General features: G+C 72.7%; 14 protein-coding genes. 7 read left to right on the forward strand and 7 right to left on the reverse strand.

Translation table 11 applies throughout. The annotated features are described in order from the left end of the window. Window positions 1-23: 23 nt before the first annotated feature. The 3 genes from BMY89_RS14525 to BMY89_RS14535 all read right to left on the reverse strand — a co-directional run bounded on the left by BMY89_RS14525 (window position 24) and on the right by BMY89_RS14535 (window position 4,618). Window positions 24-1,061, reverse strand: a complete 1,038-nt coding sequence (locus BMY89_RS14525) for a 2-oxoacid:ferredoxin oxidoreductase subunit beta (protein ID WP_092380502.1) — start codon at window positions 1,059-1,061, stop codon at window positions 24-26. Next, on the reverse strand, window positions 1,054-2,901 hold the full coding sequence (locus BMY89_RS14530; protein ID WP_092380504.1) for a 2-oxoacid:acceptor oxidoreductase subunit alpha: 1,848 nt from the start codon (window positions 2,899-2,901) through the stop codon (window positions 1,054-1,056). Before BMY89_RS14530 ends, BMY89_RS14525 begins: the two co-directional genes overlap by 8 nt. A gap of 253 nt (window positions 2,902-3,154) precedes the next feature. Further along, window positions 3,155-4,618: a hypothetical protein gene (locus tag BMY89_RS14535; RefSeq protein ID WP_175510371.1), complete on the reverse strand. Its 1,464-nt coding sequence runs from the start codon at window positions 4,616-4,618 to the stop codon at window positions 3,155-3,157. 122 nt (window positions 4,619-4,740) lie between these two features. On the opposite strand from BMY89_RS14535, the gene ndhC reads away from it, so the two are divergent. Further along, complete coding sequence (gene ndhC, locus BMY89_RS14540; protein WP_092380505.1) at window positions 4,741-5,118, forward strand: NADH-quinone oxidoreductase subunit A; 378 nt, start codon at window positions 4,741-4,743, stop codon at window positions 5,116-5,118. A gap of 6 nt (window positions 5,119-5,124) precedes the next feature. Here the strand turns inward: ndhC and folP are convergent, their stop codons facing one another. Next, window positions 5,125-5,994: a dihydropteroate synthase gene (folP, locus tag BMY89_RS14545; RefSeq protein WP_092380507.1), complete on the reverse strand. Its 870-nt coding sequence runs from the start codon at window positions 5,992-5,994 to the stop codon at window positions 5,125-5,127. A 143-nt stretch (window positions 5,995-6,137) separates the two neighbouring features. Here folP and BMY89_RS14550 point away from each other — a divergent pair, with 143 nt between their 5' ends. From BMY89_RS14550 to BMY89_RS14565, 4 genes are all read left to right on the forward strand, one after another. Continuing rightward, complete coding sequence (locus BMY89_RS14550; protein ID WP_092380509.1) at window positions 6,138-6,764, forward strand: DivIVA domain-containing protein; 627 nt, start codon at window positions 6,138-6,140, stop codon at window positions 6,762-6,764. Further along, window positions 6,761-7,258, forward strand: a complete 498-nt coding sequence (locus BMY89_RS14555) for an SRPBCC family protein (protein ID WP_092380511.1) — start codon at window positions 6,761-6,763, stop codon at window positions 7,256-7,258. Before BMY89_RS14550 ends, BMY89_RS14555 begins: the two co-directional genes overlap by 4 nt. A 100-nt stretch (window positions 7,259-7,358) precedes the next feature. Beyond that, window positions 7,359-7,949 carry a DNA-3-methyladenine glycosylase I gene (locus tag BMY89_RS14560; protein ID WP_092380512.1) on the forward strand — a complete coding sequence of 197 codons (591 nt, stop codon included), beginning with the start codon at window positions 7,359-7,361 and terminating at the stop codon, window positions 7,947-7,949. 4 nt (window positions 7,950-7,953) lie between these two features. Further along, window positions 7,954-8,577, forward strand: a complete 624-nt coding sequence (locus tag BMY89_RS14565) for a hypothetical protein (RefSeq protein ID WP_092380514.1) — start codon at window positions 7,954-7,956, stop codon at window positions 8,575-8,577. Between the two features lie 36 nt (window positions 8,578-8,613). On the opposite strand, the gene BMY89_RS14570 is transcribed toward BMY89_RS14565, so the two are convergent. Further along, window positions 8,614-9,405, reverse strand: coding sequence for an enoyl-CoA hydratase-related protein (locus BMY89_RS14570; protein WP_092380515.1), 792 nt, complete (start codon window positions 9,403-9,405; stop codon window positions 8,614-8,616). Then, window positions 9,402-10,226 carry a PaaX family transcriptional regulator gene (locus BMY89_RS14575; protein WP_092380516.1) on the reverse strand — a complete coding sequence of 275 codons (825 nt, stop codon included), beginning with the start codon at window positions 10,224-10,226 and terminating at the stop codon, window positions 9,402-9,404. Before BMY89_RS14575 ends, BMY89_RS14570 begins: the two co-directional genes overlap by 4 nt. A 190-nt stretch (window positions 10,227-10,416) precedes the next feature. Here BMY89_RS14575 and BMY89_RS14580 point away from each other — a divergent pair, with 190 nt between their 5' ends. Then, window positions 10,417-10,584: a DUF3117 domain-containing protein gene (locus tag BMY89_RS14580; RefSeq protein ID WP_013283866.1), complete on the forward strand. Its 168-nt coding sequence runs from the start codon at window positions 10,417-10,419 to the stop codon at window positions 10,582-10,584. 198 nt (window positions 10,585-10,782) lie between these two features. Next, on the forward strand, window positions 10,783-12,249 hold the full coding sequence (locus BMY89_RS14585) for a leucyl aminopeptidase family protein (RefSeq protein ID WP_092380518.1): 1,467 nt from the start codon (window positions 10,783-10,785) through the stop codon (window positions 12,247-12,249). A 65-nt stretch (window positions 12,250-12,314) separates the two neighbouring features. Here the strand turns inward: BMY89_RS14585 and BMY89_RS14590 are convergent, their stop codons facing one another. Next, window positions 12,315-12,923: an O-methyltransferase gene (locus BMY89_RS14590; RefSeq protein WP_175510376.1), complete on the reverse strand. Its 609-nt coding sequence runs from the start codon at window positions 12,921-12,923 to the stop codon at window positions 12,315-12,317. Window positions 12,924-12,984 lie beyond the last annotated feature (61 nt).

Genomic DNA, 12,984 nt, shown 5'->3' on the forward strand with positions numbered 1-12,984 from the left:
TTCCATGGCGGCGCGGGTACGGGTCAGCCGACGATGGTCCAGGTGTCGCCGTTGCCCAACAGGCCGGCGAGTTGCTGCTCCGGAGTCTCGGTGACCGTGGCCTTGGCCTCGGCCAGCTGCGCCTGCACCACGCTGTCGTACGACGGCCGACGCACCGACCGGAAGACCCCGATCGGAGTGTTGCGCAGGTCGAACCCGGGCAGCCGGGACAGCGCGAACGCGTACGCCGGGTCGGTGACCGTGGCGTCGTGCACGACGATCTCCTCGGCCGGGGTCGACGCGGTCTCGCGTACCTCCAGGCCGAAGCCGCCCGGCGGGTGCACCACGCAGAACTGGCCGTCGGAGCCGAACGTGATCGGCTGGCCGTGCTCCAACCGGATCAGATGGTCGTCCCGGATGCCCGGCTCCTTGAGCTGCTCGAACGCCCCGTCGTTGAAGATGTTGCAGTTCTGGTAGATCTCCACGAAGGCCGAACCCTCGTGCTCCGCCGCGGCGCGCAGCACCGACTGGAGGTGCTTGCGGTCGGAGTCGATGGTCCGGCCGACGAAGGTCGCCTCCGCGCCGAGCGCCAGCGAGAGCGGGTTGAACGGCGCGTCGGCCGAACCGACCGGCGTCGACTTCGTGATCTTGCCGACCTCGGAGGTCGGGCTGTACTGGCCCTTGGTCAGGCCGTAGATCCGGTTGTTGAACAGCAGGATCTTGAGGTTGACGTTGCGGCGCAGCGCATGGATCAGGTGGTTGCCGCCGATGGAGAGCGCGTCACCGTCACCGGTGACCACCCAGACCGACAGGTCGGGGCGGGAGACCGACAGACCGGTCGCGATCGCCGGAGCACGCCCGTGGATCGAGTGCATCCCGTAGGTGTTCATGTAGTACGGGAAGCGCGACGAGCAGCCGATGCCCGAGACGAAGACGATGTTCTCCCGGGGGATGTTCAGCTCCGGCATGAACTGCTGCACGGCGGCGAGGATCGCGTAGTCACCGCAGCCGGGGCACCAGCGCACCTCCTGGTCGGACTTGAAGTCCTTCATGGTGAGCTTGAGAGCGACGGGTTCAGACATTCTTCAGGACCTCTTCCAGCGTCGTCTCCAGCTCGGCGGCCGTGAACGGCAAGCCGCGGACCTGGTTGTAGCCGATCGCGTCGACCAGGTAGCGGGCCCGGATCACGTGGGCGAGCTGGCCGAGGTTCATCTCGGGGATGACCACCCGGTCGTAGGAGCGCAGCACCGCACCCAGGTTGGCCGGCATCGGAGAGAGGTGCCGCAGGTGCGCCTGCGCGATCGACAGCCCGCGTTGGCGCAGGGCGCGGCAGGCGGCGCCGATCGGGCCGTACGTCGAGCCCCAGCCGAGCACCAGCACCCGGGCCTCGCCGTCCGGGTCCTCCACCTCGACGTCGGGCACCGGGATCGTCTCGATCCGGGCCGCCCGGGTACGCACCATGAAGTCGTGGTTCGCCGGGTCGTACGAGATGTCGCCGGTCTTGTCGGCCTTCTCCAGCCCGCCGATCCGGTGCTCCAGACCCGGGGTGCCCGGGACGGCCCACGGCCGCGCCAGCGTCTCCGGGTCGCGCAGGTACGGCAGGAAGGTGGTGCCGTCCTCGCCGTTGGGCGCCGTGGCGAACTCGACGCGCAGATCCGGCAGCGACTCCACCTCGGGCAGCAGCCACGGCTCCGAGCCGTTGGCGACGTAGTTGTCGGACAGCAGGATCACCGGCGTGCGGTAGGTCAGCGCGATCCGCGCCGCCTCCAGGGCGGCGTGGAAGCAGTCCGACGGCGACTTCGGGGCGATCACCGCCACCGGGGCCTCGCCGTGCCGGCCGAACAGCGCCATGTTCAGGTCGGCCTGCTCGGTCTTGGTCGGCAGGCCGGTGGACGGCCCGGCCCGCTGCACGTCGACGACCAGCAGCGGCAGCTCCAGCGCCACCGCCAGGGAGATCGTCTCGCCCTTGAGCGCCACCCCCGGGCCGCTGGTGGTGGTCACGCCCAGCGCACCGCCGTAGGACGCGCCCAGGGCCGCGCCGATCGCGGCGATCTCGTCCTCGGCCTGCATGGTGGTGACACCGAACCGCTTGTGCTTGCTCAACTCGTGCAGGATGTCCGAGGCCGGGGTGATCGGGTACGCGCCGAGGAAGACCGGCAGGCCGGAGCGGACCCCCGCGGCCACGATGCCGAGTGACAGCGCGGCGTTGCCGGTGATGTTGCGGTAGGTGCCGGCCGGCATCTTGGCCGGCTTCACCTCGTAGCGGACGGCGAAGTCCTCGGTGGTCTCGCCGAAGTTCCAGCCGGCCTTGAACGCGGCGATGTTCGCCGCGACCAGCTCGGGCCGCTTGGCGAACTTGCGCTCCAGGAACCGCAGGGTCGAGGAGTACGGCCGGGAGTACATCCAGCTGAGCAGGCCGAGGGCGAACATGTTCTTGGCCCGCTCGGCGTCCTTCTTGGACACGTCCTGCTCGGCCAGTGCGCCGATCGTCATCGATGTCAGCGCGACCGGGTGCACGGCGTACCCGTCGAGGGTGTCGTCGTCCAGCGGGCTGCTCGCATACCCGACCTTGGCCAGGTTGCGCCTGGTGAACTCGTCGGTGTTGACGATGATGTCCGCACCGCGGGGCAGGTCGGCGAGGTTCGCCTTGAGCGCCGCCGGGTTCATCGCGACCAGCACGTTCGGCGCGTCGCCGGGAGTCAGGATGTCGTAGTCGGCGAAGTGCACCTGGAAGCTCGACACACCCGGCAGGGTGCCGGCGGGTGCCCGGATCTCGGCCGGGAAGTTGGGCAACGTGGAGATGTCGTTGCCCAGTTGCGCGGTCTCGGAGGTGAACCGGTCGCCGGTCAGCTGCATCCCGTCGCCGGAGTCGCCGGCGAATCGGATGACCACCCGTTCCAGTTGGCGGATCTGCTTGGTCACGGCCGCACCTCGCTTCGTCGCGCCTGGCGCGGTCGGCTGAACTGGATGGTGACCTCGCCTTGCCCGGCCACGAGACCTCCTTGACGCGCCGCTGCACCGGCCGTCCGTGAGCGTACGGCCCGTTTGTCAGTCCTCACCGAGAGCCTACGTCGGATCGGGGGTGCGCCATCCCCAGAGGTCCGCCGACTGGGAACGGAATGTGAGGGTTTATGCGGTCTCTTGCGGTGTTTCGTCCGGCCCGCCGTAATCCAGATCACCGCACGTCCCAGCCCGGCCGGTCGCGAGGCCGGGCCGGTCGCCGGGGCTGGAACCAGATCCCCGTCTCCGGCGCGGGCCCGGTATCGCCCGGTGCGCCTGCTCCGGTCCCGTCGCCCGCTGCCGCCCGGCCGTCAGCCCCGGTGCCGGCGGCCCGGCGGCGTAGCGACGCGGTGGCCAGCCCGAGGACGAGCAGCACCAGCAGCACCGAAACCGCGATCAGCAACACCGCCGTCCGCCGCGTCGAAATCGGTGCGTCGCCGTCGTCGGGCAGTGCCCCGGCGGGCCGCAGGCTCGGTGGGTCGACCGGCCCCGGTGGCGGTACCACCGCGGTCTCCTGCGGCGGTGTCGCGGTGATCCGGAAGCTCAGCTGCATCTGCCGGCCGGCACCGTTGCGCGGATCGAGTCGACCGATCACCGCACCGGCGAGCGGCGCGGCCAACTGGGCCTCCGTCGTCGCCGCCAGTGGCAGCCGCACTTGGCCGGTACGCCCCGACGGCACCGACCCGAGGTCGCAGCGGGTACGTCCGTCCGCCGCCGCGACGCAGCCCGGCGGTGGCGCCGGCACCGTGACCCCGGCGGGCAGCACCACGTCGACCCGGCCTTCGGCGTCCACCCGGCCGGTGTTGCTCAGTGAGACGGTGAGCCCGTCGCTGGCGCCGTCGGCGGCGAAACTGACCTCGCCGGCCCGCATCGTGATCCCCGGAACGGGCGGGCCGGGCGGGAAGAGCACCGCGAAGCCCTCGTCGTCGCGCGCCGTGCCGGCCGCACCCGTCGCCGTCACCCGGACCGAACCGGCCAGCGGCATCTCCCGCCAGGCGTCACCGTCGACCCGCACCCGCAGTCGGGTGCTGAACCGTGCGCCCGGTGCCGCCGTCCACTGCCCGCAGCGGTACTGCCGGTTCCCGGCACTGGCGCAGCCGTCCGTGCCGGCGTCGGCGAGCCCCACCGGAAGGGTGTATGTGAGCCGGACACCGGCGCTGGCCGTACCGGTGTTGGTGATGGTGACCTGCAGGGTGGCCACCGTGCTGGCGGCGTTCCAGTAGCCGGCGGGGAGGGTCAGGTCGTCGGTGCTGACCCGGACCCCGGGTGGGGCGAGGGTCGAGGCCGGTGGCCGGCCGGGCGGGGAGTGCGTCGGCCTGGGCGGGCTGGTGGTGACGGGCGGGCCGCTGCTCGGCGTGGGCGCGCCGGTCGTCCCGCCCGGCGTGGGCGGAGGCGACGGTGACGCGGGTGGGCTCGGCTCTTCGGGCGGTTCCACGGTGGGCGGAGGGGACGTGGGCCCGGGCTCGTCGGTCGGCTCGACGGGCGGGCTGTGCGGGTCCGGCTCGGCGGCCCGGTCCACCAGCGGCACGGCCGTGGCCGACCCCGGCACCCCGGCGATCGCGCCGCCGATCGCCAGGGTGATGGCGAGGGCGGACGCCAGGGCGCGGCGTTGAGCAGGGCGTCCGTCAGGACGGACCATGGATCCTCCGGTGCTGGTGGTGGTGTCTCATGTTGGCCGGAAGTTGCCCTGGGACACTAGTCCCACGTGAAAACAAGTTCGCAACGCCGCGGTGGACCGGCGAGACGGTAGGCTGACCGACCGTGACCGGTTACCTGGGCTCGTACGCGACGCTCGGGCTGCTGCTGCTCGCCGGCATCGGATTCCTCGCGGTGGCGTTCGCGGCCAACCGGGTACTGCGTCCCGCCCGCCCGGCCGACCCGCCCGGCAAGCGCGCCAGCTACGAGTGCGGCATCGACCCGGTCGGCGGCGACTGGGCACAGATGCAGATCCGCTACTACGTCTACGCCTACCTCTACGTGCTGTTCGCGGTCGAGGCGGTGTTCCTCTTCCCCTGGGCGGTGGTCTTCGACCGGCCCGGCTTCGGGCTGGTCACCGTGGTGGAGATGGCGATCTTCGTGGCAGTCCTCGCCCTCGGTCTCCTCTACGCCTGGCGGCGCAAGATCCTGACCTGGACCTGAACCCGGTCAGGCGAGGCCGCGCCGGGTGAGCCGGGGCGGGCGGGTGCCCCGCACGGCGGCCACCATGTCGAGCACGCGGCGGGTCGGGCGTACCTGATGGGCCCGGAAGACCCGGGCACCCAGCCAGGCGGAGACGGCCGTCGCGGCCAGCGTTCCCTCCAGCCGCTCCGTGACCGGAAGGTCCAGCGTCTCGCCGATGAAGTCCTTGTTCGACAGCGCGACCAGCAGCGGCCAGCCGGTGGCGGTCAGTTCACCGAGCCGCCGGGTGATCTCCAACGAGTGCCGGGTGTTCTTGCCGAAGTCGTGCGCCGGGTCGATGAGGATCCCGTCGGGGCGTACCCCCAGCGAGACCGCGCGCTCGGCGAGCCCGGTCACCGTCGTCACCACGTCGGCCACCACGTCGGCGAAGGCCGCCCGGTGCGGCCTGGTTCGCGGGCTGAGCCCGCCCGCGTGCGAGCAGACCAACCCGGCACCGGTCTGCGCGGCGACCCGGGCCAGCGCCGGATCCGCCCCCGACCAGGTGTCGTTGAGCAGGTCAGCGCCGGCCGCCACGGCCTCCACCGCGACCTCGGCGCGCCAGGTGTCGATCGAGATGACCACCTCGGGGAAGGCGGCCCGGACGGCGGCGATGGTGTCGACCGTGCGACGGATCTCCTCGGTGACGTCCACGTCGGCACCCGGCCCGGCTTTCACCCCGCCGATGTCGACGATCTCCGCGCCCTCGTCCACCGCGCGCTGCACCGCCCGCAGCGCACTGTCCGAGTGATACGTGGCGCCGCGGTCGAAGAACGAGTCCGGGGTGCGGTTGACGATCGCCATCACCACCAGCTCGTCGGAGCCGAACGTACGTCCACCGAGCCGCAGCTCCCCGGCCACGCCGCCTCCCTCATCGCCGTACGTCGCCGGCCGATCGCGCCGCCGTCACGATGACGCTATCCGGTCGGGGGCCGGGTGCCTCGTCCGGTACGGCGCGCCGGTTGGGGGTCGCTCCGTTCCCGTCGGCGTGCCACGATCAGTGCATGGGTCAGCTTCTGCTCCTGCTGGTCGTGGCGGTCACCGTCGCGGCGGTGGTGTTCGGCGTGACGGTGCTCGTCACCGGTCGGGATCCCGGCCTGGTGCCGGCCGAGGCGGACGGGCGGGCGGTGCCGCTGCCCGGTGACCGGCCGCTGCGCGAGTCGGACGTGGGCGAGGTGCGCTTCGACACCGCCCTGCGTGGGTACCAGATGGCTCAGGTCGACCAGGCGATGCGCCGGGCGGCGTACGACATCGGCTACAAGACCGAGCTGATCGGGGTGCTGGAGGCGGAGGTGGCCGCACTGCGTACCGGGCGGACCGCCGTAGCCGACGAGCTGCGGCGGGCCCGTGAGCAGTCCTCGCGGCCGCCGGTCCTCCCGGCCGGGGAAGTCGGCGCGAAGCCGACGGGCGACACCGACACCGACACCGACACCGCCGCTGACGACGCCTCCAGCTCCACCGCTGCCGCGCCTGCCGCCGCCACCTCCGCCGAACCCGGCGCTGCCGCAACCGCCGCCGAGGTACCCGGTGATGGCGCGTCCGGCGATGCCGGCTCCGGCGAGAAGCCGGCCGGTGCCGGAGAGCCGGAGGCCGATTCGCGCGGTCCCGTGGTGCGGTCGGAGTCGGCGTGAGCGGCTCGGACCGCTCCGACGATCTGCGGGAGGCGGCCCAGCCCGGCGCCGGTGAGGTCACCGCCACCGTGATCGTCAACGCGTCCGCCGAGAAGGTCTTCGCCGCCCTGCTGGCCTGGGAGCGGCAGTCCGACTGGATCCCGTTCACCACGGTCCGGGTGGTCGAGGGGGACGGCGGCGAGGGCAGTCTGGTGGAGGCGGTCACCACGCTCGGCCCGGCGGTGATCCGGGACAAGATGCGGGTGGTCCGGGTGGACGCGCCGTACGAGATCGGTGTGGTGCACTGCGGCACGCTGCTGCGGGGCCCGGGTGTGCTGCGCTGCACCCAGTTGGAGAGCGGCCGCAGCCAGGTGGTCTGGCACGAGTGGTTCCACCTGCCGGGCGGGCCGGCCGGCCGGGTGGCCTGGCCGGTGCTCTGGCCCGGCTCGAAGTTCAGCCTCACCCAGGCGTTGCGCAGGTTCGCCCGTCAGGTCGAGCAGGGCCGCCTGCCCTGACCCGGGCCACCCGAGCCGCTCGGCGCCCTGCGCGCCGCCCGGCAACCACGGCACCGGACAGCGCGCAGCGGTGTCGGAGGGCTCGCCTAGCCTGGATGCCGTGACTGAACTGGTGATCGGCGCCGATGGCCTGGCCAGGTGCGGGTGGGGCGCGAGCACCCCCGACTACGCGGTCTACCACGACACCGAATGGGGTCGCCCGCTGCACGGTGACGACGCCCTCTACGAGCGGATGACGCTGGAGGCGTTCCAGTCGGGGCTGTCCTGGCTGACCATCCTGCGGAAGCGGCCGGCGTTCCGGGCCGCCTTCGCCGACTTCCGGATCGACACGGTCGCCGGCTTCGGCGAGTCAGAGGTGACCCGGCTGCTCGCCGACGCGGGCATCGTCCGCAACCGGGCCAAGATCGAGGCGGCGATCGCCAACGCCCGAGCGGCCCAGGAGCTGCCCGAAGGGCTGTCCGCGCTGCTCTGGTCCTTCGCCCCGCCGCCCGGCCGGGCCCGTCCGGCCTCGGTCACCGCCGTGCCGGCGCTGACCGACGCCTCCACGGCGTTGGCCAAGGCGCTCAAGAAGCGCGGTTTCCGCTTCGTCGGCCCGACCACGGCCTACGCGTTGATGCAGGCGACCGGAATGGTCGACGACCATCTTGCGGGCTGCCATGTCGTGACTTCCGGGGCGGGCGTGATGGGATGAGGGCATGACGACCGACACCGCGCACCGGGTGAACGGAGTGAGCCAGGCGGACGGCCCGGGCACCTGGGCCGTGCTCCTGCCCGCCGGGCGGTACGACGCCGAGCGGCTCGTCCACCACGACACGCTGGAGTTGACCGGGCTTGGCGAGGTGGCCCTACCCCGCTTCGGTGACCAGGTCGCGGTGCTGGCCGACGAGCCGCCCCGCCTGGTCGCGGTGGGTCGGGTCGCCGGCCCGGCCGCCGCGCGCCCGGAGGATCCGGACGACCCGCAGTCCGACCGGGCACCCGACACGCTGGTGGTGGCCTACACCCGGCGGGCCTTCGACGAGCCGGTGCCGGTCGACGCGCTGATCCTCGGTGGGCCGGTCACCGCGCTCGACCCGGTGACCTTCCGCGAGCTGGTCGACCTGCTCGGCCCGGCGCCGCAGCGCCGCAACTGGCTGGTCAGTCTGGATCTGCCGATCGAGGCCGACTCGCCGGCGGAGGCGGTCCGCCTGTTCTGGGCCTACGTGCAGGAGCTGGGTCCCCGGGAGCTGCCCGCCTTCGTCTCGCCCTCCGGTGACGAGCTGGCCATGCAGGCGTTCGTGCTCGGCGCCCAGGCGAACCAGGACCCCGAAGAGGACGACTGACCCGCTGCCGGCTGGCCGGTGCCGGCCAGGGCCCGCTCAGCGGCCCTCGAAGACCGGCTTCTGCTTGTTGACGAAGGACAGCGTGGCCGCACGGTGGTCGGCTGTCCTGCCGCAGATCGCCTGGGCCTGCGCCTCGGCGGCCAGCGCGTCGGCCAGGGTGCCCGCGTCGGCGACGGAGAGCTGACGCTTGATCGCCCCGTACGCCACGGTCGGGCCGGCGGCGAGTCGGGCGGCGAGCTCCTGGGCGGCGGGCAACACGGTCTCGTCGTCGTCCACCATCCGGGTGAGCAGCCCCAGCCGGCACGCCTCGTCGGCGCGTACCGGCTCGGCCAGCATCAGCAGCTCGACGGCCTTGGCGTGGCCGACCAGCCGGGGCAGCGTCCAGGATGCGCCGGTGTCGGCGGCGAGCCCGACCTTCGCGAACGCCATCAGGAAGCTGGTCGACGGTCCACCGACGCGGATGTCGGCCAGGAACGCCAGTGAGGCGCCCGCCCCGGCGGCCATCCCGCGTACTGCGGCGACCACCGGCTTGGGGAGGCTGGCCAGCCGGGCGGCGATCGGGTTGTAGTGCGCCCGGACGGTGTCCAGCGGCTTGCCGTTGTTCGACTCAAGGGTGTTCACGTGCTCGCGCAGATCCTGGCCGGCGCAGAAGGACCCGCCGGCCCCGGCGAGCACCACCGCCCGGCAGCTCCGGTCGGACTCCAACTCGGCGAGGGTGTCGCGGAGCGCCTCCTTGAGCGCCACGTCGAGCGCGTTCATCGCCGTCGGGCGGTTCAGGGTGAGGGTGACGACGGCGTCGGTGCGGTCGACGAGCAGCGGCTCGGTCACGTCTGGCGACCCTTCTGTCGGGCTAACCGGTTTCCACCGTCGAGGCACTGCTCGACGTACCGGTCGGCGGCCGGCCGGAGCCGGGCCGCGTGCCGGTCGAAGAAGCCGGCCGCGGCGGTGCCGGGCCAGCGTTCGGGCAGCAGCGCCGGTGGCAGCTGCGGGTCCCGGAAGAGGAAGGTACGCCATGCGTGCACCAGCCGGAATCGCGCCGCGTACGCCTCCTCGTCGCCGCTGCGGGCGGTGACGCCGGTCAGCAGCGTCCGCTGCTCGGCGACGAACTGCTCGTACGCCCGGCCGATCTCGGCCAGGTCCCAGGCCCGGCGGACCAGGCCCATCGCGCCCGGCGTGCCGGCGGCGTGCGCGGCGGTGAACCGCTCGAAACGCACGCCGGCCTCGTTGAGGAGCAGGTCGACGTCCTCGCCGGGACGGGTGGCCACCCAGGTCTGCTCGTCCATCGTGCCGTAGCCGAGAAAGCGCAGGTTGCCGGCGAGGCGTTGGCGGTCCCGGCGTGCGGTTGGCGCGTCCAGCACCAGCAGGTCGAACCGGCCGTCCCAGGTGACCCGGCCGGTGCGATAGATCCGGGCGGCGGCCTCGTCCAGCCGTCGGGCCGCCTTGGGTGTGATCGAATATCCCGGTCCAGTGGTCAACTTGATCGGTTCGAGCCAGCCCTGTCGCACCATGCGGGAGACCGCCGTCCGCACGGCGGGCGGGGCGATCCCGAGCGGTGCCAGCAGCTTGACCAGTGCGGCAACGGGTGCGCGGCCACCCCGTGGTCGGAGGTGGTCGCCGTACAGGTCGAAGAGTGCCGACCGTGCCTGCATGACCGCACATTGTGACAGGCCATCTAAGGATAAGCTAGATGCTGTTACATCAATGCTGCTTCGGTTTGGGTCCGGCGGTGTTCATCAGGGAAAATCGTCGGTCGACACCCTCACGCAAGTTGCGGGTGGTCATGGCGAAGTGGCTGTGGGGCAACCCACCGACCCTGGTGTAGGTCTGAGGGGAGACAACATGGCGGCGATGAAGCCGCGGACGGGCGACGGTCCGCTGGAAGTCACCAAGGAGGGCCGGGGCATCGTCATGCGGGTCCCGCTGGAGGGCGGTGGCCGGCTCGTCGTCGAGATGACTCCCGACGAGGCAACCGCCCTGGGTGACGCGCTGAAGGCGGCCGCCGGCTGATCAAGGCCGGTTCGTCAGCGACGCTCGCCGCCGCGGACGGCTCGTCGAGGGCGTGTCTCCACCGAGCCACGCCCTCACCCTGAGCCACCGGCAGAGCCGGTGGCTCAGGGCCTTCGCACCAACTCCCGGGGAGCTGCCCCGGATACCCGATCTCGTGGAGCGCCCGTTCCGCGATCTCTCCAGGAGGTACGGCTCCGCGTGCTCGCCATCCGTCTGACCGCCGAACCGGACCGGCTCGACACCCTGGCCCTGCCCGTACGGGCGGGCGTCACCGACGACGCGCCGGCGGAGCCGATTCCGACGTCGGTCACCCTGCCCGACCAGGTCGCGAGCGAAGCGGCCGAGCTGCTCCCGTTGGCCCGGTTCACCGGCCGGGCCAGCGAGGTCCGCGTACAGCTGCGCCCGGGGCGCAGCCCGTCCCGGCTGCTGCTGGTGGGGGTCGGCGAGGCGGACGAGGCCGGCTGGCGGGCGGCAGGGGCGGCGCTGGTGCGCGCCGGAAAAGATGAGACTCATATCACACTCGCGCTGCCGGCCGGGGCGACTCCGGAGGCGGTGCGCGGACTGGTCGAAGGTCTGCTGCTCGGCTCCTACCGGTTCCGGCTGGGCGACGACGCCGACGCACCCAAGCTGGCCGGCGTCGACCTGGCGGTCAGCGCCCCCGAGACGTACGAACCGGCCGTCGAGGTGGCCCGGACCACCGCCCGGATGACCCGGCTGGCCCGTGACCTCACCAACATGCCCTCGTCGGTCAAGAACCCGCAGTGGTTCGCGGCGCAGGTCGCCGAGGCCGCCGCCGACCTGCCCGGGCTGGGCCTGCGGGTCCGCGAGCCGGAGGAGCTGGCCGCCGAGGGCTTCGGCGGGATCCTCACCGTCGGCGGCGGATCGGCCAGCGGGCCGCGCCTGGTCGAGCTGGACTGGCATCCGTCCGACGCCCGTACCCACGTGGTGCTGGTCGGCAAGGGCATCACCTTCGACACCGGCGGCATCTCGATCAAGCCGGTGCCGGCGATGAAGCTGATGCGCAAGGACATGGCCGGGGCCGCCGCCGTCGTCGCGGCGACCCTCGGCGCGGCGGCGATGCGGCTGCCGGTCCGGGTCACCACGCTCGCGCCACTGGCCGAGAACATGGTCAGCGGCGCCGCGTTCCGACCCGGCGACATCGTCCGCCACTACGGCGGGCTGACCAGCGAAACGACGAACTCCGACGCCGAAGGCCGGCTGGTCCTCGCCGACGCGTTGGCGTACGCGGTACAGGAGCTCAAGCCCGATCTGCTCATCGACCTGGCCACCCTGACCGGGGCCAACGCGGTGGCGCTCGGCAGCCGCACCGGCGCCCTCTACAGCGACAACGACCAGCTCGCCAAGGATCTGCTCGCGGCGATCGACGCGGCGGGCGAGTCCGCCTGGCGGATGCCGTTGGCCGCCGACTACGTGGAGCACCTCGGCAGCGACCTGGCCGATCTGCACAGCGCTCCGACGCAGGGCGCCGGGTCCGTCCTGGCCGCTCTCTACCTGCGGGAGTTCACCGGCGAGATGTGCGATCGCTGGCTGCACATCGACATGTCCGCGCCGTCCTGGAGCGACCGGGACCACGCGGAGCTGACCCGGGGCGCGACCGGCTGGGGCGTACGCGGCCTGCTGCGCTGGTTGGCGACCCTGACCTGACCCGGCGGTCGCTCAGCAGCGCACCGGCCCGGTGGGCGCAACGACCCACCGGGCTCGGTGGTGGCTCAGCAGCGCACCGCGGCCAGCAGTCCGTGACCGACCGGCAGCAGCGCCGGGATCCAGTGCTCCGACTCGCGGATCGCCTTCACCGTCTCGCGTACCGTCACCGTCTCCGCGTCCCGAGCCGCCGGGTCACCGATCCGGCCGCCGGCGAGCGCGCCGTTGAGCACCAGCACACCGCCCGGTCGCAGCAGCCGCAGCGCGGCGTCCACGCAGGCGGTGAAGCCGGTCGCCTCGGCGTCGACGAAGACCAGGTCGTACGCGCCGTCGGCGAGCCGGGGCAGGACGTCGCGCGCCCGGCCGGTGATGATCCGCGTCCGGCCGGCGACGAAGCCGGCCTCGGCGAAGATGCGTCGGGCGATCCGCTGATGCTCCACCTCGACGTCGATGGTGGTGAGCACCCCGTCGGCGCGCATGCCGCGCAGCAACCACACCCCGCTGACCCCGGTGCCGGTGCCGATCTCGACCACGCCGCGGGCGTTGCCCGCCGCGGCGAGCAGGCGCAACGCGGCGCCCGCGCCCGGTGTGACCGCGTCGAGGCCGACCTCGTGGGCGATGCTGCGGGCGGTACGCAGCACCAGGTCCTCCGTGACGTACGACTCCGCGAACTGCAGGGCCGGGTTCGTCGAACTGCCGGAACCGGCGACCGTGGCGATGGGGCACCTCCGGGCGGCG

The sequence above is a fragment of the Micromonospora phaseoli genome, assembly GCF_900109115.1.
GTDB lineage: Bacteria > Actinomycetota > Actinomycetes > Mycobacteriales > Micromonosporaceae > Micromonospora > Micromonospora phaseoli.

Coding starts and splice junctions, on each gene's coding strand:
- BMY89_RS14525 (WP_092380502.1), bottom strand. CDS start 1,061: ATGTCTGAACCCGTCGCTCTCAAGCTCACCATGAAGGACTTCAAGTCC.
- BMY89_RS14535 (WP_175510371.1), bottom strand. CDS start 4,618: ATGGTCCGTCCTGACGGACGCCCTGCTCAACGCCGCGCCCTGGCGTCC.
- BMY89_RS14550 (WP_092380509.1), top strand. CDS start 6,138: ATGGGTCAGCTTCTGCTCCTGCTGGTCGTGGCGGTCACCGTCGCGGCG.
- BMY89_RS14565 (WP_092380514.1), top strand. CDS start 7,954: ATGACGACCGACACCGCGCACCGGGTGAACGGAGTGAGCCAGGCGGAC.
- BMY89_RS14575 (WP_092380516.1), bottom strand. CDS start 10,226: ATGCAGGCACGGTCGGCACTCTTCGACCTGTACGGCGACCACCTCCGA.
- BMY89_RS14580 (WP_013283866.1), top strand. CDS start 10,417: ATGGCGGCGATGAAGCCGCGGACGGGCGACGGTCCGCTGGAAGTCACC.